Origin of the sequence: Teichococcus deserti (assembly GCF_001982615.1) — a bacterium.
Classification (GTDB): domain Bacteria; phylum Pseudomonadota; class Alphaproteobacteria; order Acetobacterales; family Acetobacteraceae; genus Pseudoroseomonas; species Pseudoroseomonas deserti.
On the sequence record NZ_MLCO01000023.1, the window covers coordinates 1 to 25,592 of the forward strand.

Here is a 25,592-nt window from a genome sequence, read left to right on the forward strand (position 1 = left end):
GGAGCGCTGGCGGCGCGCGCCCCCGCGGCGCTGGGCACAGGCGTCGACGCCTGGGCCGAGGCGCGGGCCGGTGGCCTGGCCCGCCCGCTGCTGCCGCGCCCGCAGGCCGACCTCGCGCTGGCGCCGCGCGGCGCCCGGCAGCGGCCACCCGCCGGCACCGTGGTGGTGGCCGCCGAGGGTGCCCGCGGCGGGCCGCTCTGGCTGCGCCTCGGCGGTGACTGGCTGCTGCTCGGGCTGGAGCGGGTCGGCGGGCTGGTGCCGCTGCCGCCCGGTGCCTGGCTGACCGGCGGCGCCGGTGCCAGCTGCCGCCCCGCATCGGCGGCCGAGGCACTGCGCAGCGGCGACTGGCAGGAAGGGCTCGCCGGCTTCAACGCCGCGCTGCTCGAGGCGCTGCCGGCGACGCTGGCGCTGCAGGCGGCTGATGCGCTGAACCGCCATCGCCTGCGCGCCGAGCGGGAGGCGGAGGCCGAGGCGGCGCGTCAGGCCGCCTACGGCGAGATCCTGGGCCATGCGCCGGCCTGCGCCGATGTCTCCGATGCCGACCCGCTGATGCCGGTGTTCCGCGGCGTGGCGGCGGCGCTCGGCGTCACCGCGCGGCGCCCGGCGCGGGTCAAGGCCATCGACCTCGATGCCGGCTCGACGCTGGAGGAACTCGCCGGCGCCTCGGCCCTGCGGCTGCGCCCCGTCCGGCTGGACAGCGGCTGGTGGCGGCAGGATCTCGGCCCGCTCTTCGCCCACCGCGCCGATGGCGCCGTGGTCGGGCTGCTGCCGGAGGGCGGCGGCTACCGGCTGCTCACCCCGGAACGCCCGGATGGCGCTCCGCTCGATGCCACGACCGCGGCCGTGCTGCGCCCGGAAGCCTGGTCGCCGCTGCTGCCGCTGCCGCCGAGGAAGCTGGCGCTGGCCGACCTGCTTGCGGCCGGCATGCAGCGCTCGGCCGGCGACCTGGCCGCCATCGCCGCCACCCTGCTGGCCGGCGCGCTGCTCGGCCAGGCGGTGCCGCTGGCCACCGGCTTGGCCTTCACCCTGCTGATCCCGGGTGGCCATCTGTCGGAGCTGGCCCAGCTCGGTGCGGCGCTGGTGCTGGTGGCCGCCGCCGCCTGGGCGGTGCGGCTCGGCGGCGAGGTCGCCCGGCAGCGCATCGAGGCGCGCGCCGGCACCGGGCTGCATGCTGCCATCTGGGACCGGGTGATCCGCCAGCCGCTGGCCGTGCTGAACCGGCAGAGCGTCGGCGAGACGGCGGCGCGGGCCAATGCCGCCATCGGGCTGGCGACGCAGATCCGCGCGCTGGGCTTCTCCGCCGTCTCCTCGGTGGCGATCATCCTCTCCTCGGCGGCGATGATGCTGCTGGCGCAGCCGCTGCCGGCGGCGATCGGCCTCGGCCTGCTGGCGCTGCAGATGGCGGCGGCCAACCTGGCCGGCTGGCTGCAGGGCCGCGCCTATGCCTCGGGCGAGGCGCTGTCGGGCCTGGCCGATGCCATGGTGCTGCAGATCGTCGCTGGACTGGTGAAGCTGCGGCTCGCCGGCGCCGAGGGCCGCGCCATCGCCGTCTGGGCCGAGCGCTTCGCCGGCATGCGCCGCCGGCTGGTGGCGGCGCGGCGCATCGCCAATGGCTACGACGCCTTCGCCGCCGGCTTCGCCATCCTCTCCACTGCCGGCGCCTTCCTGGTGATCGCGCTGCTGCAGCGGGTCGAGCCGGGCCGGGCCGCGCCGTCGCTGGCCTCGGTGATGGCCTTCCTCTCGGCCTATGGGCTGCTGGCCGGCGCCGGCACGCTGCTGGCCAAGACGGTGTTCCAGCTGTGGTTCCTGCTGCCGATGCGCAAGTTCGCGCAGCCGCTGATGGACACCCCGCCGGAGGCCGAGGGCGGCCGCGTCGATCCCGGCCGGCTCAGCGGCGCCCTGTCCTTCGCCGGCGTCGCCTTCCGCTACGGCCCGGCCGATCCCTGGATCTTCCAGGGCCTCGACCTGTCGCTGCGGGCGGGCGAGATGGTGGCGATCACCGGCCGCTCGGGCGCCGGCAAGTCGACGCTGGTGCGGCTGCTGCTGGGGCTGGAGCAGCCGGCGGTGGGCGCCATCTATCTCGACGGCCACGACCTGCGCGGGCTGGAGCCGGGGGCGGTGCGGCGCCAGGTGGCGACCGTGCTGCAGGGCGGCCGCCTGCCGCCCGGCAGCCTGCGCGAGGCGGTGCGCGGCGGCACCGGGGCGGATGATGCCACAGTCTGGGCGGCGCTGGAGCGCGCGGCGCTGGCGGCTGACGTGCGCGCCATGCCGATGGGGCTGGAGACGGTGCTGACGGATGCCGCCCGCGTGCTGTCCGGCGGCCAGGCGCAGCGGCTGCTGCTGGCCCGCGCGCTGGTGCAGAAGCCCTCCATCCTGGTGCTGGACGAGGCCACCAGCGCGCTCGACAACATCACCCAGTCGGCGGTGATGCAGGCGGTGCGCGGCCTGCCGGTGACGCGCATCGTCATCGCCCATCGCCTGTCCACCATCCGCCAGGCCGACCGCATCCTGGTGCTGGAGAATGGCCGCGTCGCCGAGGCCGGCCGCTTCGAGGAACTGCTGGCCAGGCCGCACGGCCTCTTCGCCCGGCAATTCGCCGAGGAGGCGCGCTGGCAGGCCGGCAGCCGCGAGGCCCCGCCCCAGGCGCCCTAGGCCCGGCCATGGATTTCCGCTTGCCGCCGGCGCCGGCTTGCGCCGCAATCCTCCCCAAGGGCCGGGCAAACGGCCCGCCACGGGAGGACGATGAGCATGACCAGGGACGCCCCCTTCGGATGGCGCATGCGGCGCCGCAGCCTGCTCGCCGGGCTGGCGACGGGCCTTGCCACACCGGCCCTCGCCGCGCACGGCAGCGCCCCGGGCGAATGGCCGGCCCGGCCGGTGCGGCTGATCTGCCCCTTTCCCGCCGGCGGCACCACCGACATCTGCGCCCGCATCGCCGCCGAGATCCTGGCCGGCGCGCTGGGCCAGCCCTTCGTGGTCGACAACCGCTCCGGCGCCGGCGGCAATATCGGCGCGGCCCAGGCGGCGCGGGCCGAGCCGGACGGCTACACCCTGCTGCTGAGCTCGCCCGGGCCGCTGTCGATCAACGCGCATCTCTACCGCGAGATGGGCTTCGACGGGTTGCGCGACTTCGCCCCCGTCAGCCAGGTGGCCGAGGTGCCCAACCTGATCGCCGCCCATCCGAGCCTGGGCGTGCGCGACGCCGCCGGTCTGATCGCCTTGGCGAAAAGCCGGCGCCTGACCTATGGCGAGACCAGCATCGGCGGCAGCACCCATCTGGCGGCCGAGCTGTTCCGCATCCAGGCCGGCATCGAGGCCGAGCATATTTCCTACCGCGGCTCGGCCGACATGATGCCGGACCTGCTGGCGGGGCGGATCGACTATGGCTCGGACAACCTGCCCTCGATCATCCCGCATGTGCGCTCGGGCGCGCTGGTTGGCATCGGCGCCACCAGCTCTGGCCGCTGGAGCGGCGCGCCCAACCTGCCCGCCATCGCCGAGACCCTGCCGGGCTACGAGGTCACCGCCTGGTTCGGCGTGGTCGCTCCGCGCGCCACGCCGCCGGCCATCCTGCAGAAGGCCCAAGCCGTGCTGGCCGCCGGGCTGCGCCAGCCGGCGGTGGTCAGCCGGCTGACCGAGCTCGGCGCCATCCCGCTCGGCGACACGTCGGAAAATTTCGCGGCGCGGATCCGCTCCGAGCATGAGAAATGGGGCGGGGTGATCCGCCAGGCCGGCATCCGGCTGCAGTGATCACTCCGCCGCCTGGCGCCGCGCATAGGCGCCGGGCGGCACGCCGACATGGCGGGCGAAGGCGGTGCTGAAGGTGCTGGCCGAGCTGTAGCCGACGCGCCCCGCCACCTCGGCGATGCCGGCGACGCCGCGCCGCAGCAGGTCCTTGGCCAGCGCCATCCGCCAGTGGAGAAGATAATCCATCGGCGTGACGCCGACGACGCGGCGGAAGCGGTCGAAGAAGGCGGAGCGCGACAGCGCCGCGACGCGCGCCAGCTGCGGCACGGTCCAGGGCGCCGTCGGGCTGTCATGCATCCGCCTGAGCGCCACGGCGACGCGGTCGTCGGCCAGGCCGCGCAGCAGGCCGGAGGGCGCGGCGGGCCCGGCGGTCGCCCGCAGCGCCTCGATCAGCAGCACCTCCAGCAGGCGCTGCAGCACCACCTCCCGCCCCGGCCGCGCCTCGCGCGATTCGTCGTCGACCAGATGCACCAGGGTCAGCAGGCGGCCCTCGCCGCGGACATGCACCAGCCGGGGCAGCAGCGACAGCAGCAGCGCCGCATCGGGCGAGGCGAAGCTGCAATAGCCGACCATGCTGCGCAGGCTGGGCGGCCCGGCCGCGTCGCCGACGCGATAGACCCCGGGACGCAGCGCGACCGGCAGGACCTCCGGCGTGCGCGGCCCGGCGGCGAGGCTCGCCATGGAGAAGTCATAAGCGGCGGGGACCAGGACGAAGTCGCCGGCCTCCAGCAGCACCGATGGCTCCTCGGCGAGGGTCAGGCGGGTGCCGCCCTCCAGCACCGCACAATAGAAGGGCTGGCCTTCCTCGGCGCGGCTGACGCGCCAGGCGCCGGCGCCCTCGACCAGCTTGGAGAAGCCGGCGCTGGGCTGCAGCAGCCCGACGATGTCGGTCAGGGGATCGGCCATATCCGGACTCCTGCCAATATTTCCCGGATGATCAAGCGTAGGGAGTCTTTGGCGCACCGCCTATCTGTAGCGTCGCTGACAGAAGGAAAGCTCCATGCCCAGCATCATGATCACCGGCTGCTCCTCCGGCTTCGGCCTGGAGACGGCGCGTCTCTTCCTCGATCGCGGCTGGCAGGTTACCGCGACCATGCGCCGGCCGCGCCAGGATCTTTTCCCCGCCTCCGACCGGCTGCGGGTGGTGGCGCTGGACGTCACCGACGCCGCGAGCATCGCAGCCGCCGTGCAAGCAGCCGGCCCGGTCGACGTGGTGGTGAACAATGCCGGCCTCGGCCAGCTCAACGCGCTGGAGGGCGTCTCCCTCGCCGCCATCCGCGAGATCTTCGAGACCAACACCTTCGGCACCATGGCGGTGACCCAGGCGGTGCTGCCGCAGTTCCGGGCACGCGGGTCGGGGGTGGTGGTCAACGTCACCTCGACCGTGACGCTGCGGCCGCTGCACCTGCTGTCGGTCTACACGGCCAGCAAGGCGGCGGTGAACGCCTTCACCGAATCCCTGGCGCTCGAGCTGGAGCCCTTCGGCATCCGCGCGCGGCTGGTCCTGCCGGGCCGGGCGCCGAGCACCCGCTTCGGCGACAATGCCCGCGCCCGCATGGTGGACGCCATTCCCGAGGCCTATGGCCCGCTGGCGCAGCAGGTCTTCGCCGCGTGGCAGCATGACGACGGGCCGGTGACGACGGCGGAAGACGTGGCCGAGGCGGTGTTCCGCGCGGCGACCGACCCCGGCTGCCCGATGAAGCTGCCGGCCGGCGCCGATGCGGTGATCTGGGCGGCCGAGGCGGCGGCGCGCTGAGCGCCCGCTACCAGCCCTCGCCGCGGGCGATGGCGGCCAGGAAGCCCGCGAAGTTCCTTGCGAGGTCCCGGCTGTCATCGCCGACGAAAGCCAGCGCGAGCCAGGCGCCGTCGCGCCAGCCATAGGCGGTCGGGCCGGCATTGCTGCCCAGCAGGCATTGCGCTGACCCGGGCGGCAGCAGGCCGTCATGGCCCGCCGCCAGGTCTTTCAGCTCGGCCAGGCTCCAGAGCACCAGATAGCCCTGGCTGACCGGGCCGTTATAGCCGTCGGACAGCGCCAGGAAGGCGCGGTAGTCCTCCGGCAGGACGATACCGAGCGCCGCCTCGCAATCGGCGATCGCTTCGGCGGTGGCGGGCGGGGCGGCATCCGCGGAGGCGAGTGGCGGCGGCAGGGCGGCCGCCATCCAGGGCGTCAGCCCTGGCCGTTCAGGAAGGGGTTGGTGCGCCGCTCCTCGCCGAAGGTCGAGCCCGGGCCATGGCCGCAGAGAAAGCGGATCTCATCCCCCAGCGGCAGCAGTTTTTCTTTGATCGAGCTGATCAGGGCATCGTGGTCGCCGTAAGGAAAATCCGTCCGCCCGACCGAGCCACGGAACAGCACGTCGCCGAGGATGGCGAAGTCCAGCGTCGGCGAGACGAAGGCCAGGTGCCCCGGCGTATGGCCCGGGCAGTGGAACGTCAGAAAATCCTGGCCGGCGATGGCGATGGTCTCGCCCTCCTCCAGCCAGCGGTCGGGGGTGACGCTTTCCATGCCCTCGATGCCGAAGCGCTCGCCCTGCTCGGCCAAGCCCTCCAGCAGCGGCGCGTCGCGGCGGTCGGGGCCCTCAACAGGCACTGGCGCGCCCTGGCGGGCCTCCAGCTCCCGCTTCAGGGCGGCAGCGCCGCCGGCATGGTCGAGATGGCCATGCGTCAGCAGGATGCGCTCGACGGTGAAGCCGGCCTTGTCCAGCGCGGCCAGGATGCGCGGCACGTCGCCCCCCGGGTCGATCACCGTGCCGCGGCCGGTTCCCGCATCCCAGATCAGGGCGCAGTTCTGCTGGAAGGGCGTGACGGGGATCTGGGCGACGTGGAGCTGGGGCATGGATGCCTGCGTGCCATGCCAGGGGCCAGCGATCAACCGGGGGCGATCAACCGCCGGCGAGGCCCCTCCCCGCCAGCCGGCCGCGCCCCCATCTGCCCGGCATGGCCCGACGTGGAAAGAAGATGACGCCGCCGGTGTGGCTCGCGGAAGCGGGCTTCGTCTTCCTGGCGCATAGCGTGCAGCTCTGGGCCAATCCGGCCCGGGCGGCGGCGCGGCTGACGCATCTGGCGGCGGAGAAACAAAAGGCCTTTGCCGAGGGCGCGGTGAAGGCCGGGCTGGCGGCGGCCCGCGGCGCCGCGCCCCAGGCGATCGCCGAGGCGGCCGTGGCACCCGCCCGCCGCCGTGTCCGCGCCAATGCGCGGAAGCTGACGAAGGGCTAGCCGGTCGGCTGCTGCTGCCAGGCCGGCAGCGGGAAGGCCCGGTCATAGGCCAGGTTGAACAGGAAGGCATAGGCCAGGTAGAAGCCGGCAATCGCCAGGTCCATGACGAAGGCCTGCATCAGGGTGATGCCCAGATACCAGGCGATCGGCGGCAGCAGCACCAGCAGCAGCCCGGCCTCGAAGAGGAAGGCATGCAGCACGCGCAGCGCCAGCCCCTTGCGCGTATGCCCGGCCCAGCGCTGCATCGCCCGGTCGAAACCCATGTTGTAGAAGAAGTTCCAGACGGTGGCGGCCATGGCGCTGCCGACGCCGATGACGCCCATGTGCTGCGCCGGCAGGCCGAAGGCCAGGCTGCCCAGCGGGATGATCAGGGCGAGGCCGACGGCCTCGAAGAGTATGGCGTGTCGGATACGGTCGCGGGTGGTGCGCATGGCGGCTCAACTCACTGAACACTCGAAGAGCCGCCGTTTCTATCTAGAATGCCGCCGGGACAAAGTTAGAAGCCAACTGGAAATCCGATAGATGACCGTGTCGATGGAGCAGCTGCAGGCCTTCGTCGCCGCCGCCGAGACGGGGTCCTTCTCCGCCGCCGGGCGAAGGCTGAGGAAGGCGCAATCGGCCGTCAGCACCCAGGTCGCCAATCTGGAGACGGATCTCGGGCTGGAACTGTTCAGCCGCGCCGGCCGCAATCCTGCACTGACCGCGGCCGGGCAGCGGCTGCTGGAGGAGGCACGGGTGGTGCTCGACCGGCGCGAGCATCTGATCGGCGTCGCCAGCAGCCTGGAGCGCAAGGTCGAGAACCGGCTGGTGGTCGCCATCGACGAGCTCTATCCGGAGCATGCGCTGGGCGCCCTCTTTGCCGACTTCGCCCGCGAGTTTCCCTATGTGGAGCTCGAGCTGCTCTTCCCGCTGATGGAGGATGTCAGCCGGCTGGTGCTGGGGGGCTCGGCCGATCTCGGCGTGATGTGGCGGCAGGAGGCGCTGCCGGTCGAACTCGGCTTCCAGACCATCGGCTGGGTGCCGCTGAAGCTGGTCTGCGGCCGCGCCCATCCGCTGGCCAAGGCGCGGGTGGAATGGGAGGAGCTGAAGCGGCACCGCCAGATCCTGGTCGCCGCCCGCAGCGACGGCGTCGAGAAGCGGCGCCTGCGCGTCGCTGCCGAGGTCTGGTGGGTGGAAAGCCACTGGGTGATCCTGGAGATGGTCAAGCACGGCATCGGCTGGGCCTTCGTCTCCGACCATGTGATCGCCGCCTCGCCGGCGGCGCCAGACCTGGTCACCCCCGACCTGCAGTTCGATGACGGCGACTGGCCGGTGGCGCTGGAGCTGGTCTGGCACAAGCAGCGCCCGCACGGCCCCGCCGCCGCCTGGCTGCGGGACCGCTTCGCCGCGGCGCGGATCGGCGGCTGAGGCCTATTCCTTGCGGATGTTGTGGAAGATCGGGAAACCTTCGAGCATCCCCGTCACGTTGCTGCGGAAGGCGGTCGGCTGGGTCAGCGCGCCGGTGGGCAGGTAGGGAATATCCTCGAAGGCCTGGCGCTGCATGGCCTCGGCGATGCTCTTCTGCTCGGCGAAATCCTCCGCCTCCATGAAGCGGTCGCGCAGCGCCTCGATCTTCGGCAGGTCGGGCCAGCCGAAGGTGCCGGCCTTGCCCGGGCCGCGCAGATAGGACTGCGTCGCCGGGTTCAGCGCGATGACGCCGGGGATGGTGTTGCACCAGACGCTCCAGCCGCCCTGGTCCAGCCCGCCGCGGTTGCTCAGCCGCGCGGCGACGGTGCCCCAGTCGCTGACCTGGTAGTCCAGGTTCATCCCCACCCGGCGGAACATGTCGCCGGCGATCTCGCTCATGGCGTTCAGCCGGTGGTTGTCGGCGGGGACGACGAAGACCACGCGCTCGCCCTTGTAGCCGGCGGCCTCCAGGTTGCGCTTGACCTTGTCGTAGTCGGGGGCGCCGTTCATCGTCTCCAGCCCGACCTCGCTGGCCAGCGGGCTACCGGGCAGGAAGAAGCCGCAGCGGTCGTTCCACAGGCTGCGGTCATCGCCCAGGATCGCCGTCATATAGTCGGCCTGGCGGATGCCGGGCAGCAGCGCGCGGCGGATCGCCGGATTGTCGAAGGGCGCGACCAGGTGGTTCAGCCGGATCATGCAGAGCGAGCCGGTGCGGTCCTTCACCTCCAGCTTGATCGAGCGGTTGCGGCGCAGCAGCGGCAGCAGATCGGGCGAAGGCTGCTCCCACCAGTCGACCTCGCCCTGCTGCATGGCGGCCGCCGCCGTCGCCGCATCCGGCAGGGTGTGCCATTCGACGCGGTCGACCAGCGCGCGCTTGCCGCCGGCCAGGAAGCTCGGCGCTTCCTGCCGCGGGACGTAGCCGTCGAATTTCTGGTAGACGGCGCGGACGCCTGCGAGACGCTCCGAGGCCACCCAGCGGAAGGGGCCGCTGCCGACGATCTCGGTGATCTGCGTCGACGGCGACTGCTTGGCGAAACGCTCCTGCATCACCGGGCAGAAGGAAGAGGGCTTGGCCAGCGCTTCCGCCAGCAGGGGAAAAGGCTTCTTCAGCCGGATGGTGAAGACGCGGTCGGAGACGGCGACCATCTCCTCGGTCAGCGCGCGGATGTTCTGACCGAGCACGTCGGCCTGGCACCAGCGGGCGATGCTGGCCACGGCGTCGGCCGCGCGGATCGGCGTGCCGTCATGGAAGGTCGGGCCCTGGCGCAGGGTGATGCGCCAGGTCTTGCCGCCATCCTCGATGACATGGCCTTCGACCAGCTGCGGCTGCACCTTGAAGCTGCCGTCCAGCGCATAGAGCTGGTCATAGACCATCATGGCGTGGTTGCGGGTGACCAGCGCCGTGTTGAAGACCGGATCCAGCAGCGCGAGGTCCGACTGCGGCACGAATTTCAGCGTGCTGCGGGCGCCGGGGGTGCCCTGCGCCCGGACCACGGAGGGCGCGGCCAGGGCGGTTGCGGAGAGAGCCAGGAAGCCACGGCGATCCATGCAGAAATCTCCAAGCTGTCCGGGCTTTCCCCGGCATTTTTCTGTCAGTTGTCGAGCCAGGACGGCAGGCGGCCGATCCAGGGGCAGGCCGCCTCGAAGCGGGCGGCCACCTGCAGCACGCGCAGATCGCCGCGCGGCGGGCCGATGATCTGCAGGCCCATCGGCAGCCCGTCCCCGCTGAAGCCGGCGGGCACGCTGATCGAGGGGCAGCCGGCCATGGTGGCGCCGACCACCACCTCCATCCAGCGGTGGTAGCTGTCCATCGTCTTGCCGGCGATCGCCGTCGGCCAATGCGTGCCGCCGTCGAAGGGGAAGACCTGGGCGGCGGGGATCAGCAGCACGTCGAACTGGGCGAAAAGCTTTGTCAGCGCCTTGTACCAGGCGCCGCGGTCGATGCCGGCCTTGTAGGCGTCGAGCGCCGACAGCTTGTGGCTGCCCTCGATCTCCCAGATCGCTTCCGGCTTCAGCAGCGCCCGCTTCGCCGGATCGCGATAGACCTCGTCATGCTTGCCGCCGATGCTCTGCTGGCGCAGCGTGACGAAGGCGCGCCACAGCCGCTCCGGGTCGAAGTCGACGCGCGCCTCGTCGACCGCGCCGCCGGCATCGCGGAAGACGCCCAGCGCCTGGGTGCAGAGCTCCAGCACGCCCGGCTCGAAGGGCAGGTGGCCGCCGAGATCGCCGAGCCAGCCGGCGCGGAAGCCGCCGCTGGCGCCTTCGGCCAGCCGGTCCTCGAAGCGGAAGCCGGGGGCGGCCAGCGACAGCGGCGCGCGCAGGTCGTAACCGGCCTGGACCGAGAGCAGCATGGCGACGTCGGCGATGCTCCGCCCCATCGGCCCGTCGGTCGACATCTGGCCGTAGAAGGGGTCGGGGTTGTCGGCCGGCACGCGGCCCTGCGAGGGGCGGAAGCCGAAGACGTTGTTGAAGGCCGCCGGGTTGCGCAGCGAGCCGCCCATGTCGCTGCCATCGGCCACCGGCAGCATGCGGGTGGCCAGCGCGACGCCGGCGCCGCCGCTGGAGCCGCCGCCGACCCGCGACGGGACATAGGCGTTGCGGGTCAGGCCGAAGACCGGGTTGTAGCTGTTCGAGCCATAGCCGAATTCCGGCACGTTGGTCTTGCCGATGATCAGGGCGCCGGCCGCGCGCATCCGCTCGACGAAGATCGCGTCCTGCGCCGGCACCTGGTCGGCGAAGAGCGGCGAGCCCATGGTGGTGCGCAGCCCCTTGGTCGCCGCCAGGTCCTTGATCGCCTGGGGGATGCCGTGCAGCGGCCCGACCGCCTCGCCGCGGGCGACGGCGGCATCGGCCTGGTCGGCCTCGGCCAGGACCTCCTCGCGCGGGCGGAGCGAGACGATGGCGTTGACCGTCGGATTGGCCGCCTCGATGTGGTCCAGATAGGTCGCCATCACCTCCCGGGCCGAGACCTGGCGGGCACGGATCATGGCGGCCAGCTCCACCGCGCCGGGGCGGCAGAGCTCGGGGATGGCGAGCTGAGGCAGGGTCTTGGTCATCGCGATAGGGTCTCCTGGCCGGGCGGTCCCGGGCGCCGCTCAGGCCGGGACGGCCTCGAGCGCGCGGGGATCATGCACCGGCGTCGGGATTCCCTCCATCCGTGCCTTGATCTGGATCGCCAGCAGGCGCGAGTAGAAACGCGCCTGGGCGAGGTTGCCGCCCTGGATCCACAGGCCTTCCTGCCGCGTCGGCTTCCACATGTTCCTGAGCTCCCCGGCCCAGGGGCCCGGGTCGCGCCGGGTGCCGGAGCCCAGGCCCCAGAGCGGGCCCAGCCGCCGCGCCGCCTCGGGCGAGACCAGCTGCTCGACCCATGTCTCCATGGCCTCGAAGCCGGTGGCATAGACGATGAGGTCGGCGGGCAGGATGGTGCCGTCCTCGAGCTCCACCGCCTCGGGCAGGATGCGGGCGGGCCGGGTGTTGCTGCGCAGCTTCACCGCGCCGTCGATGATCAGCTGCGAGGCGCCGACATCGATGTAGTAGCCGGAGCCGCGGCGGAGATATTTCAGCGAATGGCCGCTCTCATCCTCGCCGAAGTCGAGCATGAAGCCGACCTTCTCCAGCGCGGCGTAGAACGCCGCGTCATGCGCGCGGATCTCGGCATAGATCGCCCGGTGCATCGGCGGCAGCATGGCATAGGGACGCGAGGCCGCAATGAAGTCGGCCTGCTCGGTGCTGATGCCGGCGGCGACCGCCTCCTCCGAATAGAGCTTGCTGGAGAGGAAGCGGTAGGAGGACTCGGCCCGGATCACCAGGGTGGAGGAGCGCTGCACCATGGTGACCTCCGCCCCCTGCTCCCAGAGGTCGGCGCAGATGTCATGGGCGGAGTTGTTCGACCCCACCACCACGCAGCGCTTGCCGCGCCAGGCGGCGCCGCTGCGGTACTGGCTGGAATGCATCTGCGTGCCGCGGAAGCTTTCCGCCCCCGGATAGCGCGGGGTGGCGGGGGCGCCGGACAGGCCGGTGGCGATGACCAGCTGCTTCGGCCGCAGCGTGACCTCGCGGCCTTCCCGCGTCACCTGCACCCGCCATTCGCCGCGCGAAGGGTCGTGCTCGGCGCCCTCGGCCGTGGCGGCGTTCCAGATGTCGAGATCCATGATGCGGGCATAGCTGTCGAGCCAGTCGCCCATCCGGTCCTTCGGGATGAAGGTCGGGAAGCCCGGCGGGAACGGCAGGTAGGGCAGATGGTTGGCCCAGACCGTGTCGTGCAGGTAGAGCGAGTCATAGCGCTGCCGCCAGGCATCGCCGGGCCGCGCATGGCGGTCGACCACCAGCGTCGGCACGTCCAGCATGGCGAGCCGCGCCGCCAGGCTCAGCCCGTTCTGGCCGCCGCCGATGATCAGGCAATAGGGCTGCACGCTGTCGCCGAGCGCCGCATGGCGCTGGCGCCGCTGCAGGGCCCAGCCCGGCCGGCCGGGAAAGGCGCCATGCTCGACGCCGGGCTCGCGCCGGGTGCCGATGCGCTCGGGATACGCCTTCAGCGACAGCGCCGCGGTCATCAGCGTCCAGGCCCGGTTTTCTTTCAGTCGGAACTGGCCACGACATTGCGCCGCCTCGGTCTCGAAGCGGAACCAGGCCTCGGTGATGCCGTCGACGGTCTTCTCGCTGCCCTCCTCCAGCGCGAAGCCGCGCGGCCGGGCGGCGGGCAGGCCGGCCGCCAGCATCGCCGCGATCTCGGCCGGGCCGTCGAAGGTGGCGATCGACCAGGTCAGCGGCAGCAGGTCGCGCCAGTGGCTCTCGTCATGGAACAGGCCGGCGGCAGCCGTGGCGTCGCCCGCCTCCAGATGGCCGGCCAGGCGCGTCAGGAAATCGGCGGCCGAGCTCATCGGCGATCCCCGGCCATGGCAGCGACGGTGGCGGCGATCTGCGGCGGCGGACCCTGCAGCCCGGGCGCGTCGCGGCGCAGATCGGCGAAGGCCAGGTCGGTCTTCTCCAGCGTCTCGCGCACATCCGCCTCGGTCAGCGCGGCGCAGATGAACATGTTGTGGAAGGGATGCAGGTAGATGCCGCGCTTCAGCGCGCCTTCCACCCAGGCATAGCCGAGGCGGAAATCGTCATCCTCCTCGAAGAGGATCTGCGGCATCTGCACCGGCCCGGTCTGGCGGAGCGAGAAGCCGTGGCTGGCCGCCTGCTGCTGCAGCCCGTCGCGCAGCGCGGTGCCGGTGCGGATGGTGCGCTCCAGATAGTCGCTCTCGCGGATTTCCTTCAGCGTCGCGACGGCGGCGGCCATCGGCACGGCGGAGAACCAGAAGGAGCCGGTGAGATACGGCTTCTGCGCCGCCTCCCGCGCCCGCTCGGAACCCAGTAAGGCGGAAAGCGGATGGCCATTGGCGATGGCCTTGCCCCAGCAGCTCAGATCGGGCTCGACGCCGAGGTCGTGCCAGCTGCAGTCGCGGGCCAGGCGGAAGCCGGCGCGCACCTCGTCGAGGATCAGCAACGCGTCGTGGCGGTCGCAAAGCTCGCGCGCCAGCCGGGCGAATTCCAGTTCAGGAAGATGCTGATGGCGGAAGGTCTCGTGGCGGAAGGGGGTGACGCAGATGCCGGCCAGGTCGTCGCCAGCTTCGCGCACCGCATCCTCCAGGCTCTGCGGATCGTTGTAGCGGCAATAGATCAGATGGGCGCGGTCCTCGGGCAGCACGCCGCCGGGGCGCGGCGTGCTCCAGGCGGCGGCGCCGTGATAGGTGTCGCGCGCCAGCACGATCTTGCGGCGGCCGCGATGTGCGCGGGCCACCAGCAGCGCCATCGAGGTGGCATCCGTGCCGTTCTTGCAGAACATCGCCCAGTCGGCATGGGCGACGGTCGCGACCATGGCCTCGGCCAGCTCGACCATCACCGGCCCGGGGCCGGTCATGCTGTCGCCCAGCGCGCGCTGCGCATCGACGGCGGCCTCGACCTTTGCAAATCCATAACCGAAAAGATTCGGCCCGTAGCCGCACATATAGTCGATGAATTCGCGACCGTCGGCGTCCCACATGCGGGCGCCCTCGGCGCGGCTGAAGAATTGCGGAAAGCTCGCCGGCAGGCGGGCGGTCGACTGATGGCCATACATGCCGCCAGGGATCACCCGGCGCGCGCGCTCCATCAGATCGGCATGGCGAGGCATGTCCCCAGGCATCGACGAAACCCCCGTCTAATCGAATTTTATCGATTAGGTGGCAGGGCCCGGCGCTTGTCAAACGGTTTTCCGCGGTCCATCTCCGGTTCGAGCAGCAGGAGCCGCCCATGGCCGGCAAGGACGCCGCCGAGGAGCCGAGGACCGAGACGCCGCGCCAGCCGCAGCGGCCGCGCGGCCATGCCCGCTTCGAGGCGCTGCTGAACGCCGCCGACCAGCTGCTGCGCGAGCAGGAGGCCGCCGCCATCAGCCTGCAGGACGTGGCCCGGCTGGCCGAGGCGCCGCTGGCCTCGGTCTACCACTATTTCCCCAACCCGACGGCGCTGTTCCTCGGCCTGGCGCAGCGCTACGTGCTGACCTTCGACACGCTCTATGCCAGCCCCGTGGAGCATATCCCGGAGACCTGGCCGGCACTCTGCCGCATCCTGTGGAACCGCGCCCGGCGCTTCTACGAGGGCAATCCGGCGGCGATGCGGCTGTTCCTCGGCCCCGCCGTCGGGCTGAAGATCCGCCAGGCCGATCTGGAATCGAACAGCCGCCTGGGACAGCGCCAGCACGACCTGGTGCGGCGGCATTTCCACATCCCCGACGATCCGGAGCTGCTGCGGCGCTTTGCCCTGTCGATCACCATCTCCGACTCGATCTGGTCGCTCTCCTATATCCGGCACGGCAGCATCACCGACGCCATGGCGCGCGAGGCGGCCGATGCGCGGGAGGCCTATCTGGCGCTCTATATCCCGCTGCGCGCCGCGCGCCGGTCCTAGCCCGCCGCCGGGTCGCCGCCTGGCAGCCCTTCCGGCCCCGGCTGGGCGAAGAGGGCCGACATCGTCCGCATCCGCTCCGCCAGGTGGCGGCTGACCAGGCGGATGCGGCGGGTGTCATGCGTGTCGGCATGGGCGACCAGCCAGTAGCTGCGCAGGAAGCGGGTTTCCGGCAGCACCCGGACCAGCTCGGGGAAGCGGCTGGCGGCATAGTCGTGCAGGATGCCGACGCCATGGCCGGCACGCACCGCCTCCATCTGGGCGATGACGCTGCCGCATTCGTAGCGGGCGCCGATGAAGCGCCGCAGCGCTGCCGCATAATCCAGCGCCCGGCTGTAGAGGAAATCCTCGACATGGGTGACGAACAGCCGGTCGGTCAGGTCGCCCGGCCGGAGGATCGGCCCGGTCCGCGCCAGATAGCCGGCGGTGGCATAAAGGCTGAGCGTGTAGTCGGTCAGCTTGCTGACCATCAGCCGCCCCTGCTCCGGCCGCTCCAGGGTGATGGCGATATCGGCCTCGCGCCGCGACAGCGAGAAGGTGCGCGGCAGCGGCACCAGCTGCACCAGCAGGCCGGGATGCCGCCCGGCCAGCCCTGCCAGCTCGGCCGCCAGGACGTAGTTGCCCAGACCGTCCGGCGCGCCGATCCGCACCGTGCCGGTCACCGCCTCGCCGATGGTGGTGAGCTGCGAGGCCACCCGCAGCGCCTCGGATTCCATCCGCTCGGCGGCGGCCAGCAGCGCCTCGCCGGCGCCGGTCAGGCTGCAGCCCTGGCTGCGCCGCTCCAGCAGCCGGACGCCCAGCTCTTCCTCCAGCGCGGTCAGCTGGCGGCCGACCGTGGCATGATTGAGCCGCAGCTCGCCGGCGGCCTTCAGGATCTGGCCGCTGCGGGCCACGGCCAGGAAGATGCGGACGCGGTCCCAGTTCATCGCTCGACTTTAGTTTCTGCACAACGGTGGTGCAAATCCTGGCATTGCTGTGCAGCCATGTCAGGCACACCATCCCCTCGACGGCGCCCGCCCGGCCTGCGGCAGGGAAGCCGCAACCAGGGGAGAGCACCAACCATGGCCAGCTGGATTCCGCATTTCATCGACGGCGCGACTTTTGAAGGCCGCGGCGGCCGCACCGCCCCCGTCTTCAACCCCGCCACCGGCGCGCAGAGCGGCGAGGTGCCGCTGGCCAGCGTGGCCGACGTCGACGCTGGCGTGCAGGCGGCCCTGCGCGCCTTCCCGGCCTGGGCGGCAACCCCGCCGCTGCGCCGCGCCCGCATCCTGAACAAGTTTCTCGCCCTGCTGGAGCGCGATGCCGACCGGATCGCGGCGGCCATCACCGCCGAGCACGGCAAGGTGCTGTCGGATGCCAAGGGCGAGCTGACCCGCGGCATGGAGGTGGTCGAGTTCGCCACCGCCGCGCCGCAGCTGCTGAAGGGCGAGATCACCGAGAATGTCGGCAGCCGGATCGACAGCCACGCGCTGCGCCAGCCGCTGGGCGTGGTCGCCGGCATCACGCCCTTCAACTTCCCGGCCATGGTGCCGATGTGGATGTTCCCGGTGGCGCTGGCCTGCGGCAACTGCTTCATCCTGAAGCCGTCGGAGCGCGACCCTTCGGCCAGCCTGATCATCGCCGAGCTTCTGGCCGAGGCCGGCCTGCCCAAGGGCGTGTTCAGCGTCGTCCATGGCGACAAGGTCGCGGTCGACGCGCTGCTCGAGCATCCCGGCATCAGCGGCATCAGCTTCGTCGGCTCGACGCCGATCGCCCGCTACATCTACGAGACCGCCGCTCGGACCGGAAAGCGCTGCCAGGCGCTGGGCGGGGCGAAGAACCACATGGTCATCCTGCCGGATGCCGACATGGACCTGGCGGTCGATGCGCTGATGGGCGCCGCCTATGGCTCGGCCGGCGAGCGCTGCATGGCGATCTCGGTGGCCGTCCCGGTGGGCGAGCGCACCGCCGAGGCGCTGATGGCGAAGCTGGAGCCCAAGGTGCGCGCGCTGAAGATCGGCCCGGGCACCGAGGCCGATGCCGAGATGGGCCCGCTGGTCACCCGCCAGCACCGCGACAAGGTGCTGGGCTACATCGATGCCGGCCTGGCCGAAGGCGCCAGGCTGGTGGTCGATGGCCGCGACTTCCGCATGCAGGGCTACGAGGACGGCTATTTCGTCGGCGGCACGCTGTTCGACCATGTGACGCCGGCCATGTCGATCTATCGCGAGGAGATCTTCGGCCCGGTGCTGTCGGTGGTCCGCGCCGACGACTACGCCACCGCCGCGCGCCTGATCAACGAGCATGAATTCGGCAACGGCACCTCGATCTTCACCCGCGACGGCGAGGCGGCGCGCGAATTCGCCCATGGCATCCAGGTCGGCATGGTCGGCATCAACGTGCCGATCCCGGTGCCGATGGCCTTCCATTCCTTCGGCGGCTGGAAGGCCTCGCTGTTCGGTGACCACCACATGCACGGGCCGGAGGGCGTGCGCTTCTACACCCGGCTGAAGACCATCACGACCCGCTGGCCGACGGGCGGGGTGCGCTCGGCCGGCGCCGACTTCGTCATGCCGACGATGCGCTGACGGCGCGAGGGGTCAGGATGGGGGTCTTGCCGCGGCGAGCCCCCTGCCCCCACCCTGGCGGCCAGATCCAGGGAGGACCAACCATGCAGATCCGCGCCATTGCCGCCGCCGACGCGCCGAAAGCCCTCGGCGGCTATGCCCAGGCGATCGAGGCCAGCGGCGCCCAGCGCCTGCTCTTCATCAGCGGCCAGGTGCCGGCCGAGCCCGACGGCGCCGTCCCCCCAGGATTCGAGGCGCAGGCGCGGCTGGCCTGGCGCAATGTCGAGCGGCAACTGGCCGCCGCCGGCATGGGCCTCGACAACCTGCTGAAATGCACGACCTACCTCGCCCGGCGCGAGGACGGGCTGGCCGCCCGCAAGGTCCGGCTGGAGGTGCTGGGCGACCGCCAGCTGGCGCTGACCACCATCGTCGCCGGCATTTTCGACGAGGCCTGGCTGCTGGAGATCGAGGCCATCGCCGCGGCCTGACGGCGAAGCCGGCGCCGCCGTGACATTTCGGAAACTGACGAAACCGGGCGAGCCGCGTTAAGAGGGCTCTGACCCCTCTCGCCTCCGCGAAGCGCCATGGCCTGCCCTGATCCGATGACCGCTGCGACGATCCTCTCCCGCTCCTTCCCGCCGCCGGCCCCGCGCCGGCGCCCGGGCTGACCGCCATGTCCGCGCCCGAGCTGACCCTCGCCTGGAACGAGGCCGAGCGGCTGGCCGCCCTCGACCGCTACGCCATCCTCGGCACCGCGCCCGAGCAGGCGTTCGACGACCTGGTGCGGATGACGGCCGACCTGCTGCAGGCGCCGATCGCAGCCGTCAACCTGATCGCCGCCGACCGGCAATGGTTCAAGGCGGAGCTGGGCCTCGGCCAGCGCGAGATGCCGCTGGACAATGCCATCTGCGCCCGGCTGCTGCTCAGCGAGGACGCGCTCGTCATCCCCGACCTGCGCGACGACCCCCGCTTCGCCGGCAACCCGCTGGTCACCGGCGGGCCGCTCTTGCGCTTCTATGCCGGCGAGCTGCTGCGCACGCCGGAGGGGCTGCCGCTCGGCACCCTCTGCGTGCTGGACACCGCGCCCCGGCCGCAGGGGCTGGATCCGCGGCAGCGCTTCGGCCTGCAGACCCTGGCGCGGCAGGTGATGACGCTGATGGAGCTGCGCCGGGCCCTGGCCGAACGCGACCAGGCGCTGGCGGCGCAGCGCAACGACGCGGCCCTGAACCGGCAGATCGTCGACAGCGCCGGCGACTTCGCCATCATCGCCACCGATCTCCAAGGCCGCGTCACCCGCTGGAGCCGCGGCGCCGAGCAGATGCTGGGCTGGAGCGAGGCGGAGATGCTCGGTCAGCCCGCCGCCTGCATCTTCACGCCGGAGGACCAGGCCGCCGGCCAGCTCGAGGCCGAGATGCGGGACGCGCTGGCCACCGGCCGCGGCGAGGATGAGCGCTGGCATCAGCGCCGCGGAGGCGGGCGCTTCTGGGCCAGCGGCAGCGTGACGCCGCTGCGCGACGAGCGGCGCGCGGCGCTGGGCTTCGTCAAGCTGCTGCGCGACCGCACCGAGCAGCACGAGGCAGCGGCCTCGCTGGAGGCGGTCAGCGAGCGCTACCGTCTCGCGTCGCGCGCCACCAACGACGCGATCTGGGACTGGGACCTGCGGCGCAACACGGTGCTGTGGAACGAGGCGCTGGAGACCGCCTATGGCCATGCACCGGACCGGGTGCAGCCCACCGGCGACTGGTGGATCGCGCAGATCCATCCCGAGGACCGCGCCCGCATCGACCGCAGCATCCATGCGGTGATCGAGGCCGGCGGCACCGCCTGGGCCGAGGAATACCGCTTCCGCCGCGCCGATGGCAGCCATGCCGAGGTGCTGGACCGCGGCTATGTCATCCGCGACGCCGACGGCCAGCCGCTGCGCATGATCGGCGCCATGCTGGACCAGAGCGCCCGGCGCCAGGCCGATGCCGCGCTGCGCGAGCAGGCCGACCGGCTGCGGCTGGCGACGACGGCGGCCCGCATCGGCACCTTCGACTACGACGCCGCGGCCGACACCCTGACCTGGGACGACCGCTGCCGCGCCCTCTTCGGCCTGCCGCCGGGGGTGGCCGTGTCCTATGCGGGCAGCTTCCTGGCCGGGCTGCACCCCGAGGACCGGGCCCGGGCCGATGCCGCCGTGCAGCGCTCGATGGACCCCGCCGGCTCCGGCAGCTTCGCCGCCGAATACCGCACCATCGGGCTGGAGGACGGCATCGAGCGCTGGGTCGCCGCCCAGGGCGAGACGCATTTCGAGGAAGGCCGGCCGCGACGGCTGGTCGGCACCGTGCTCGACATCACCGACCGCAAACAGGCCGAGCGGGCGCTGCGCGAGAGCGAGGCCCGCTACCGCGCGCTGTTCGACACGATGGACGAGGGCTTCTGCGTCATCGAGTTCTTCGACGGCCCGCACGGCCCGCTCAGCGACTATGTCCATGTCGAGGCCAATGCCGGCTATGAGCGCCACACCGGCATCCCCGACATCATCGGCCGCACCCTGCGCGACCTGGCACCCGACGAGGCCGAGGGCTGGCTCGAGCTCTATGGCGGCGTGCTGCGCACCGGCGTGCCGATCCGCTTGGAGCGCTACTTCGCCAAGGCCAGCCGCTTCATCGAGGTCTCCTCGGCGCGGCTCGAGCATGCCGAGCGCCAGGTCTCGGTGCTGTTCCGCGACGTCACAGCGCGCAAGCAGGCGGAGGCCGCGCTGCGGGCCAGCGAGGCGCTGGCGCGGCAGAACATCCAGCGCGTGCAGCTGGCGCTGGCCGCCGGCGCCATCATCGGCACCTGGTTCTGGGACCTGCCGACCGACCGCTTCACCGTGGATGCCGCCTTCGCCGAGACCTTCGGCCTGGACCCTGCCTTGGGCCGCACAGGGCTCAGCCTGGCCCAGGTGGTCGCAACCGTGCATCCGGAGGACAAGGCGGCGCTGTCGGCCGCGATCGAGGCGGCGATCGCCCGCGGCGGCGCCTTCGCCCACCAGTACCGCGTGCAGCGCGCCGATGGCCGCTACTACTGGATCGAGGCCAATGGCCGGGTCGACCACGCCCCCGACGGCGCGCCGCTGAGCTTTCCCGGCGTGCTGATCGATGTCGAGGAGCGCCGCGCCGTCGAGGCCGAGCGCGACCGCGCCGCCGCCGCGCTGCGCGCGCTGAACGAGACGCTGGAGCAGCGCGTCGCCGAGCGCACCGCCGAGCTGCTGCGCGCCGAGGAGCAGCTGCGGCAGAGCCAGAAGATGGAGGCGGTAGGCCAGCTGACCGGCGGTCTGGCGCATGACTTCAACAACCTGCTGGCCGGCATCAGCGGCGCGCTGGAGCTGATGGCCGCGCGCATCGCCCAGGGGCGCACCCGCGACCTCGAGCGCTATGTCGCCGTGGCCGAGGGCGCGGCGAAGCGGGCGGCGGCGCTGACCCACCGGCTGCTGGCCTTCTCCCGCCGGCAGACGCTGGATCCGCGGCCGACCGACGTGAACCGGCTGATGACCGGCATGGAGGAGCTGATCCGCCGCACCACCGGCCCGGCCATCGAGCTGGAGGTGGTCGCGGCCGGCGGGCTGTGGCCGACCCTGGTCGATCCCAACCAGCTGGAGAACGTGCTGCTCAACCTCTGCATCAACGCGCGCGACGCCATGCCGCGCGGCGGCCGGCTGACCATCGAGACCGCCAATGCCTGGCTCGACGACCGCGCGGCGCGTGAGCGCGACACACAGCCCGGGCAGTATGTCACCATCAGCGTCACCGACACCGGCACCGGCATGGCGCCGGAGGTGGTGGCCCGCGCCTTCGACCCCTTCTTCACCACCAAGCCGCTGGGCCAGGGCACCGGGCTCGGCCTGTCGATGACCTATGGCTTCGCCAAGCAGTCGGGCGGCCAGGTGCAGATCTATTCCGAGCCCGGCCAGGGCACCACCATGCGGGTCTACCTGCCGCGCCACCTGGGCGATGCCGAGGCGGCGGAGGCGGCGCCGCCCGCCATCGCGCCGCCGCGGGCGGATGCCGGGCAGACCGTGCTGGTGGTCGACGACGAGCCCACCGTGCGGATGCTGGTGCTCGAGGTGCTGGAGGAGCTCGGCTATGCCGCGCTGGAGGCCGCCGACAGCGCCGCGGGCCTGGCCATCCTGCGCGGCCCCGCGCGGATCGACCTGCTGGTCACCGATGTCGGCCTGCCGGGCGGCATGAACGGCCGGCAGATGGCCGATGCCGCCCGCCTCGCCCGGCCGGCGCTGAAGGTGCTGTTCATCACCGGCTATGCCGAGAATGCGGTGCTCGGCAATGGCCAGCTCGGGCCGGGGATGCATGTCATGACCAAGCCCTTCGCCATGGAGACCCTGGCCGGCCGCATCAAGGCGCTGATCAGCGACTGACCGGCGTCACGCGGGCGTCCCGTGGGCGTCCCGTGGGCGTCACGCGGCGGGCGCCGGCCGTCCAGCGACGACGATGGCGCCCGCCAGCGCCGGTGCGCGGCCGGCGAGCACCGCCACGATGCTCTCGGCCGCGCCGCAGGCCATGCCGCTGGCGCCGCGCGGCGTGTTGGCTGCCAGATGCGGCGTGGCGACGATCCGCGGATGGGTGCGGAAGCGGCTGTCCTCGGCCAGCGGCTCCTGGGCGAAGACGTCGATGCCGGCCCAGGCGAGCTGTCCGCTGTCCAGCGCCGCCAGCAGCGCCTCCTGGTCGACGATGCCGCCACGGGCGGTGTGGACCAGGATGGCACCCTGCGGCAGCAGAGCGAGCTCGGCCGCGCCGATCAGCCCGCGCGTCGCCGGCTCCAGCGGGCAGTGCAGCGACAGGATGTCGGACTGGCGCAGCAGGTCAGGCAGCGTCGTGACCCGCTCGCCGGGGCCGGGCAGGCCCTCCCCCGGCAGCAGCGGATCATAGGCCAGGACGCGCAGGCCGAAGGCCCCGGCATAGCGCGCGACGCGGGCGCCGATCGCGCCATAGCCGATGATGCCCAGCGTCATCCCCTCGATGTCGCGGGTCATGCGCGAGGTCTTTTCCCACAGCCCACCGCGCATCCCGGCCGCGACATCCGGCAGGTCCTTCAGCAGGGCCAGCATCAGCGCCATGGCATGCTCGGCGACCGAGCGGGCATTGGCGCCGGCCGCCCGCGTCACCGTCAGCCCGCGCGCCGCAGCGGCGGCGATGTCGATGCCGTCGATCCCCGCCCCATGCCGCGCCACCACCCGCAGCGCCGGCGCCGCCGCATCCATCACCGCGCCGTTGATCAGCCCCTGGCGGTGCAGGATCGCCACCGGCCGCAGCCGCGCCACCGCCTCCAGCAGCTCCGCCTCGCCGGGATAGGCGCTGGTGCAATGCACCGCGAAGCCGGCGGCCTCCAGCGCGGCGACCGCCTCGGCGGCCAGCCAGGCGGCGGAGACCAGGACGGCAGGGCGATCGATGACGGCGGACATGGCGGGGCCTCCCTTTTGTTGACAGGGCCGCGGCGCCGGTGCCAGAACGACACCAGAAAACGCAACGCCGTTTCGAAATACTGGCCCCCGGGAAGGAAAAGCAAGTGTCGTCCACCCGCACCCCCTCGCTCTCCCGCCGCGCCCTGCTCGGCGCCACGCTGGCCGCCCCGGTCCTGGCGCGCCCTGCAACCGCCCAGGCCTGGCCGGCCCGCACGGTGCGGGTGATCGTCCCCTGGGCGCCCGGCGGCGCGGTGGACACGCTGGCCCGCCGCCTGTCGCAGAAGCTGACCGAGCAGCTGGGACAGAGCTTCGTCGTCGAGAACAAGTCGGGGGCCACCGGCACCATCGGCGCGGCCGAGGCGGCCCGCGCGGCGCCGGATGGCTACACGCTGCTGGCGATGGACAACACCTATGCCACCCTGCCCTACCTGTTCAGCCGCCTGCCCTTCGACCAGGCGACCGCTTTCCGCCCGGTGACCGTCACCGCCTTCTCGCCCGTGCTGCTGGCGGTGGGCGAGAAGTCGCCCTATCGCGACCTGGCCTCGCTCATCGCCGCGGCGAAGCAGAATCCGGAGAAGCTGACCTACGGCACCGGCGGCGCCGGCAGCGCCCCACACTTTTCCACTCTCGCCTTCCAGCAGGCGGCGGGGGTCAAGCTCTACCACGTGCCCTATCGCGGCGCGGGCGAGGCGGTGATCGGCGTGCTCTCCGGCAATGTCGACCTGGTGATGCTCTCGCCCGGCTCGGCGCTGGGCAATATCCGCGGCGGCCAGCTGCGGCCGCTGGCGATCAGCGGCACGACGCGCGTCGCCGCCCTGCCCGAGCTGCCGACCTTCGCCGAGGCCGGGCTGCCCGGCTTCAGCGTGATCAACTGGTCCGGCCTGGCGGCGCCCAAGGGCACGCCGGAGCCGATCATCGAGCGGCTGCACCAGGAGATTCAACGGGCGCTGGCCGCCCCCGACATGGCGGGCTTCATCGGCGAGCTCGCCTCCGCCCCCGGCGGCATCTCGCCCGACGCCTTCGGCAGGCTGCTGGCCGAGGAGGCCGCGCGCTGGCACGACGTCGCCGCCGCCGGCAATATCGAGCGCCAGTAAGGCAAGCCGGTCGGAGCCCGCGCCATGAGCTTCTTCGCCCCCCCGCCGCAGATCGAGACCTCTGTCTTCAGCCGCCTGCCCAACCGCTTCCGCCAGGCGCGGCGCACGTCCTGGAGCGACGCCAACCGCGCCGGCCGCCCGGTCGACAGCTTCCTGGAAGGACCGTCCTTCGACTGCGAGGGCCGGCTCTATGTCACCGACATCCCTTTCGGCCGCATCTTCCGCATCTCGACCGCCGGCGAATGGGAGCAGGTGGCCGAATATGACGGCTGGCCCAACGGGCTGAAGATCCATCGCGACGGCCGCATCTTCATCACCGACTACAAGCGCGGCATCATGCTGCTGGACCCCGGCAGCGGCCGCGTCATCCCCTTCCTGGAGACCGCGCGGTCAGAAAGCTTCAAGGGCGTCAACGACCTGGTCTTCGGTCCGCAGGGCGAGATGTATTTCACCGACCAGGGCCAGACCGGCCTGCAGGACCCGTCGGGACGCGTCTACCGCCTGGATGCGGCCGGCCGGCTGGACTGCCTGATCGACACGGTGCCCAGCCCCAACGGCATCGTCGTGGCGCCGGATGCCAGCTTCCTGCTGGTCGCGGTGACGCGGGCCAACCAGATCTGGCGCCTGCCGCTGCATGCCGATGGCAGCGTCACCAAGGCCAGCATCTTCGCCCATCTGCATGGCGGGCCGAGCGGCCCCGACGGGCTGGCGCTGGATGCCGAGGGCGGGCTGCTGGTCGCTCATGCCGGCTTCGGCACCGTCTGGCGTCTCTCCGCCCGCGCCGAGCCGCTGCTGCGCATCGCGTCCTGCGCCGGCTGGTCGACCACCAACCTGGCCTTCGGCGGCGCCGATGGCCGGCAGCTCTTCGTCACGGAGTCAGAGACCGGTTCGATCCTGACCGCGACGCTGGAGGTGCCCGGCCTGCCGATGTTCTCCCATGCGGAGCTGACCTAGGCGCGTTCATAGACCAGGTGCAGCGCCCCCTTGGCACGGGGCGCGCAGCTGACCAGGCGCAGCTTCGTCTCGGCCGTCCCCGGTGGGAAGAGCGGGAAACCCTCGCCGAGGATGACCGGGATCAGCGCCATCTCCAGCGCGTCGAGCTTGCCCAGCGCCAGCATGGCGGCGTGGTGGTCGCCGCCATGCTGGCGCTGGGCAAGCTCGACGCGCTGGAGATGG

22 protein-coding genes are annotated in these 25,592 nt (G+C 72.1%); 11 read left to right on the forward strand and 11 right to left on the reverse strand.

The genetic code is table 11. The features are described from left to right. The coding region (locus tag BKE38_RS03660; protein ID WP_076956018.1) for an ATP-binding cassette domain-containing protein at nt 1–2,652 on the forward strand (2,652 nt) is incomplete at its 5' end. Between the two features lie 96 nt (nt 2,653–2,748). Further along, complete coding sequence (locus BKE38_RS03665; protein WP_076956019.1) at nt 2,749–3,750, forward strand: Bug family tripartite tricarboxylate transporter substrate binding protein; 1,002 nt, start codon at nt 2,749–2,751, stop codon at nt 3,748–3,750. On the opposite strand, the gene BKE38_RS33580 is transcribed toward BKE38_RS03665, so the two are convergent. Further along, nucleotides 3,751–4,653, reverse strand: a complete 903-nt coding sequence (locus BKE38_RS33580) for an AraC family transcriptional regulator (RefSeq protein WP_076956020.1) — start codon at nt 4,651–4,653, stop codon at nt 3,751–3,753. Nucleotides 4,654–4,747: 94 nt separating this feature from the next. Here BKE38_RS33580 and BKE38_RS03675 point away from each other — a divergent pair, with 94 nt between their 5' ends. Continuing rightward, on the forward strand, nt 4,748–5,503 hold the full coding sequence (locus BKE38_RS03675) for an SDR family NAD(P)-dependent oxidoreductase (RefSeq protein WP_076956021.1): 756 nt from the start codon (nt 4,748–4,750) through the stop codon (nt 5,501–5,503). 7 nt (nt 5,504–5,510) lie between these two features. Here the strand turns inward: BKE38_RS03675 and BKE38_RS03680 are convergent, their stop codons facing one another. Next, on the reverse strand, nt 5,511–5,906 hold the full coding sequence (locus BKE38_RS03680) for an SMI1/KNR4 family protein (protein WP_076956022.1): 396 nt from the start codon (nt 5,904–5,906) through the stop codon (nt 5,511–5,513). Nucleotides 5,907–5,914: 8 nt separating this feature from the next. After that, entirely contained in the window at nt 5,915–6,580 is a 666-nt protein-coding gene (locus BKE38_RS03685; RefSeq protein WP_076956023.1) for an MBL fold metallo-hydrolase, read from the reverse strand. A gap of 122 nt (nt 6,581–6,702) precedes the next feature. Between BKE38_RS03685 and BKE38_RS03690 the strand changes: the two genes are divergently transcribed. Then, on the forward strand, nt 6,703–6,960 hold the full coding sequence (locus BKE38_RS03690) for a hypothetical protein (protein ID WP_076956024.1): 258 nt from the start codon (nt 6,703–6,705) through the stop codon (nt 6,958–6,960). Here the strand turns inward: BKE38_RS03690 and BKE38_RS03695 are convergent. Then, nucleotides 6,957–7,391 carry a PACE efflux transporter gene (locus BKE38_RS03695; protein ID WP_076956025.1) on the reverse strand — a complete coding sequence of 145 codons (435 nt, stop codon included), beginning with the start codon at nt 7,389–7,391 and terminating at the stop codon, nt 6,957–6,959. The two genes, BKE38_RS03690 and BKE38_RS03695, sit on opposite strands and share 4 nt — an antisense overlap. A 91-nt stretch (nt 7,392–7,482) precedes the next feature. On the opposite strand from BKE38_RS03695, the gene BKE38_RS03700 reads away from it, so the two are divergent. Continuing rightward, nucleotides 7,483–8,367 carry a LysR family transcriptional regulator gene (locus BKE38_RS03700; RefSeq protein WP_076956026.1) on the forward strand — a complete coding sequence of 295 codons (885 nt, stop codon included), beginning with the start codon at nt 7,483–7,485 and terminating at the stop codon, nt 8,365–8,367. 3 nt (nt 8,368–8,370) lie between these two features. Here BKE38_RS03700 and BKE38_RS03705 read toward each other — a convergent pair whose 3' ends face one another. Genes BKE38_RS03705 through BKE38_RS03720 form a run of 4 tightly spaced genes read right to left on the reverse strand, consistent with a single transcriptional unit; the run spans nt 8,371 to nt 14,563 of the window. Further along, nucleotides 8,371–9,954 (reverse strand): ABC transporter substrate-binding protein, encoded by a 1,584-nt coding sequence (locus tag BKE38_RS03705; protein ID WP_076956027.1) that lies wholly within the window; start codon nt 9,952–9,954, stop codon nt 8,371–8,373. 44 nt (nt 9,955–9,998) lie between these two features. Then, complete coding sequence (locus BKE38_RS03710) at nt 9,999–11,462, reverse strand: amidase (protein ID WP_076956028.1); 1,464 nt, start codon at nt 11,460–11,462, stop codon at nt 9,999–10,001. Between the two features lie 39 nt (nt 11,463–11,501). Further along, entirely contained in the window at nt 11,502–13,286 is a 1,785-nt protein-coding gene (locus BKE38_RS03715) for a flavin-containing monooxygenase (RefSeq protein ID WP_076956029.1), read from the reverse strand. After that, nucleotides 13,283–14,563: an aminotransferase class III-fold pyridoxal phosphate-dependent enzyme gene (locus tag BKE38_RS03720; RefSeq protein ID WP_106409123.1), complete on the reverse strand. Its 1,281-nt coding sequence runs from the start codon at nt 14,561–14,563 to the stop codon at nt 13,283–13,285. Before BKE38_RS03720 ends, BKE38_RS03715 begins: the two co-directional genes overlap by 4 nt. Before the next feature lie 119 nt (nt 14,564–14,682). On the opposite strand from BKE38_RS03720, the gene BKE38_RS03725 reads away from it, so the two are divergent. Further along, on the forward strand, nt 14,683–15,336 hold the full coding sequence (locus BKE38_RS03725) for a TetR/AcrR family transcriptional regulator (RefSeq protein ID WP_076956031.1): 654 nt from the start codon (nt 14,683–14,685) through the stop codon (nt 15,334–15,336). Here the strand turns inward: BKE38_RS03725 and BKE38_RS03730 are convergent. Continuing rightward, complete coding sequence (locus BKE38_RS03730) at nt 15,333–16,259, reverse strand: LysR family transcriptional regulator (RefSeq protein WP_076956032.1); 927 nt, start codon at nt 16,257–16,259, stop codon at nt 15,333–15,335. The genes BKE38_RS03725 and BKE38_RS03730 overlap by 4 nt on opposite strands. Nucleotides 16,260–16,394: 135 nt before the next feature. Here BKE38_RS03730 and BKE38_RS03735 point away from each other — a divergent pair, with 135 nt between their 5' ends. The 3 genes from BKE38_RS03735 to BKE38_RS30325 all read left to right on the forward strand — a co-directional run bounded on the left by BKE38_RS03735 (nt 16,395) and on the right by BKE38_RS30325 (nt 22,278). After that, complete coding sequence (locus BKE38_RS03735) at nt 16,395–17,900, forward strand: CoA-acylating methylmalonate-semialdehyde dehydrogenase (protein ID WP_076956033.1); 1,506 nt, start codon at nt 16,395–16,397, stop codon at nt 17,898–17,900. An 83-nt stretch (nt 17,901–17,983) separates the two neighbouring features. Further along, nucleotides 17,984–18,367: a RidA family protein gene (locus BKE38_RS03740; RefSeq protein WP_076956034.1), complete on the forward strand. Its 384-nt coding sequence runs from the start codon at nt 17,984–17,986 to the stop codon at nt 18,365–18,367. 185 nt (nt 18,368–18,552) lie between these two features. Next, on the forward strand, nt 18,553–22,278 hold the full coding sequence (locus BKE38_RS30325) for a PAS domain-containing protein (protein ID WP_083747276.1): 3,726 nt from the start codon (nt 18,553–18,555) through the stop codon (nt 22,276–22,278). Nucleotides 22,279–22,317: 39 nt separating this feature from the next. Here BKE38_RS30325 and BKE38_RS03765 read toward each other — a convergent pair whose 3' ends face one another. Beyond that, nucleotides 22,318–23,322 carry an NAD(P)-dependent oxidoreductase gene (locus BKE38_RS03765; protein ID WP_076956035.1) on the reverse strand — a complete coding sequence of 335 codons (1,005 nt, stop codon included), beginning with the start codon at nt 23,320–23,322 and terminating at the stop codon, nt 22,318–22,320. Between the two features lie 104 nt (nt 23,323–23,426). On the opposite strand from BKE38_RS03765, the gene BKE38_RS03770 reads away from it, so the two are divergent. Continuing rightward, the gene (locus BKE38_RS03770) at nt 23,427–24,416 is read left to right on the forward strand and encodes a Bug family tripartite tricarboxylate transporter substrate binding protein (protein WP_083747277.1); all 990 of its coding nucleotides are present in this window, start codon (nt 23,427–23,429) and stop codon (nt 24,414–24,416) included. A 24-nt stretch (nt 24,417–24,440) separates the two neighbouring features. Further along, the gene (locus tag BKE38_RS03775; protein ID WP_076956036.1) at nt 24,441–25,370 is read left to right on the forward strand and encodes an SMP-30/gluconolactonase/LRE family protein; all 930 of its coding nucleotides are present in this window, start codon (nt 24,441–24,443) and stop codon (nt 25,368–25,370) included. Here BKE38_RS03775 and BKE38_RS31755 read toward each other — a convergent pair. Then, a partial coding sequence (locus BKE38_RS31755; protein ID WP_207553480.1) for a dihydrofolate reductase family protein occupies nt 25,367–25,592 on the reverse strand: 226 nt, incomplete at its 5' end. The two genes, BKE38_RS03775 and BKE38_RS31755, sit on opposite strands and share 4 nt — an antisense overlap.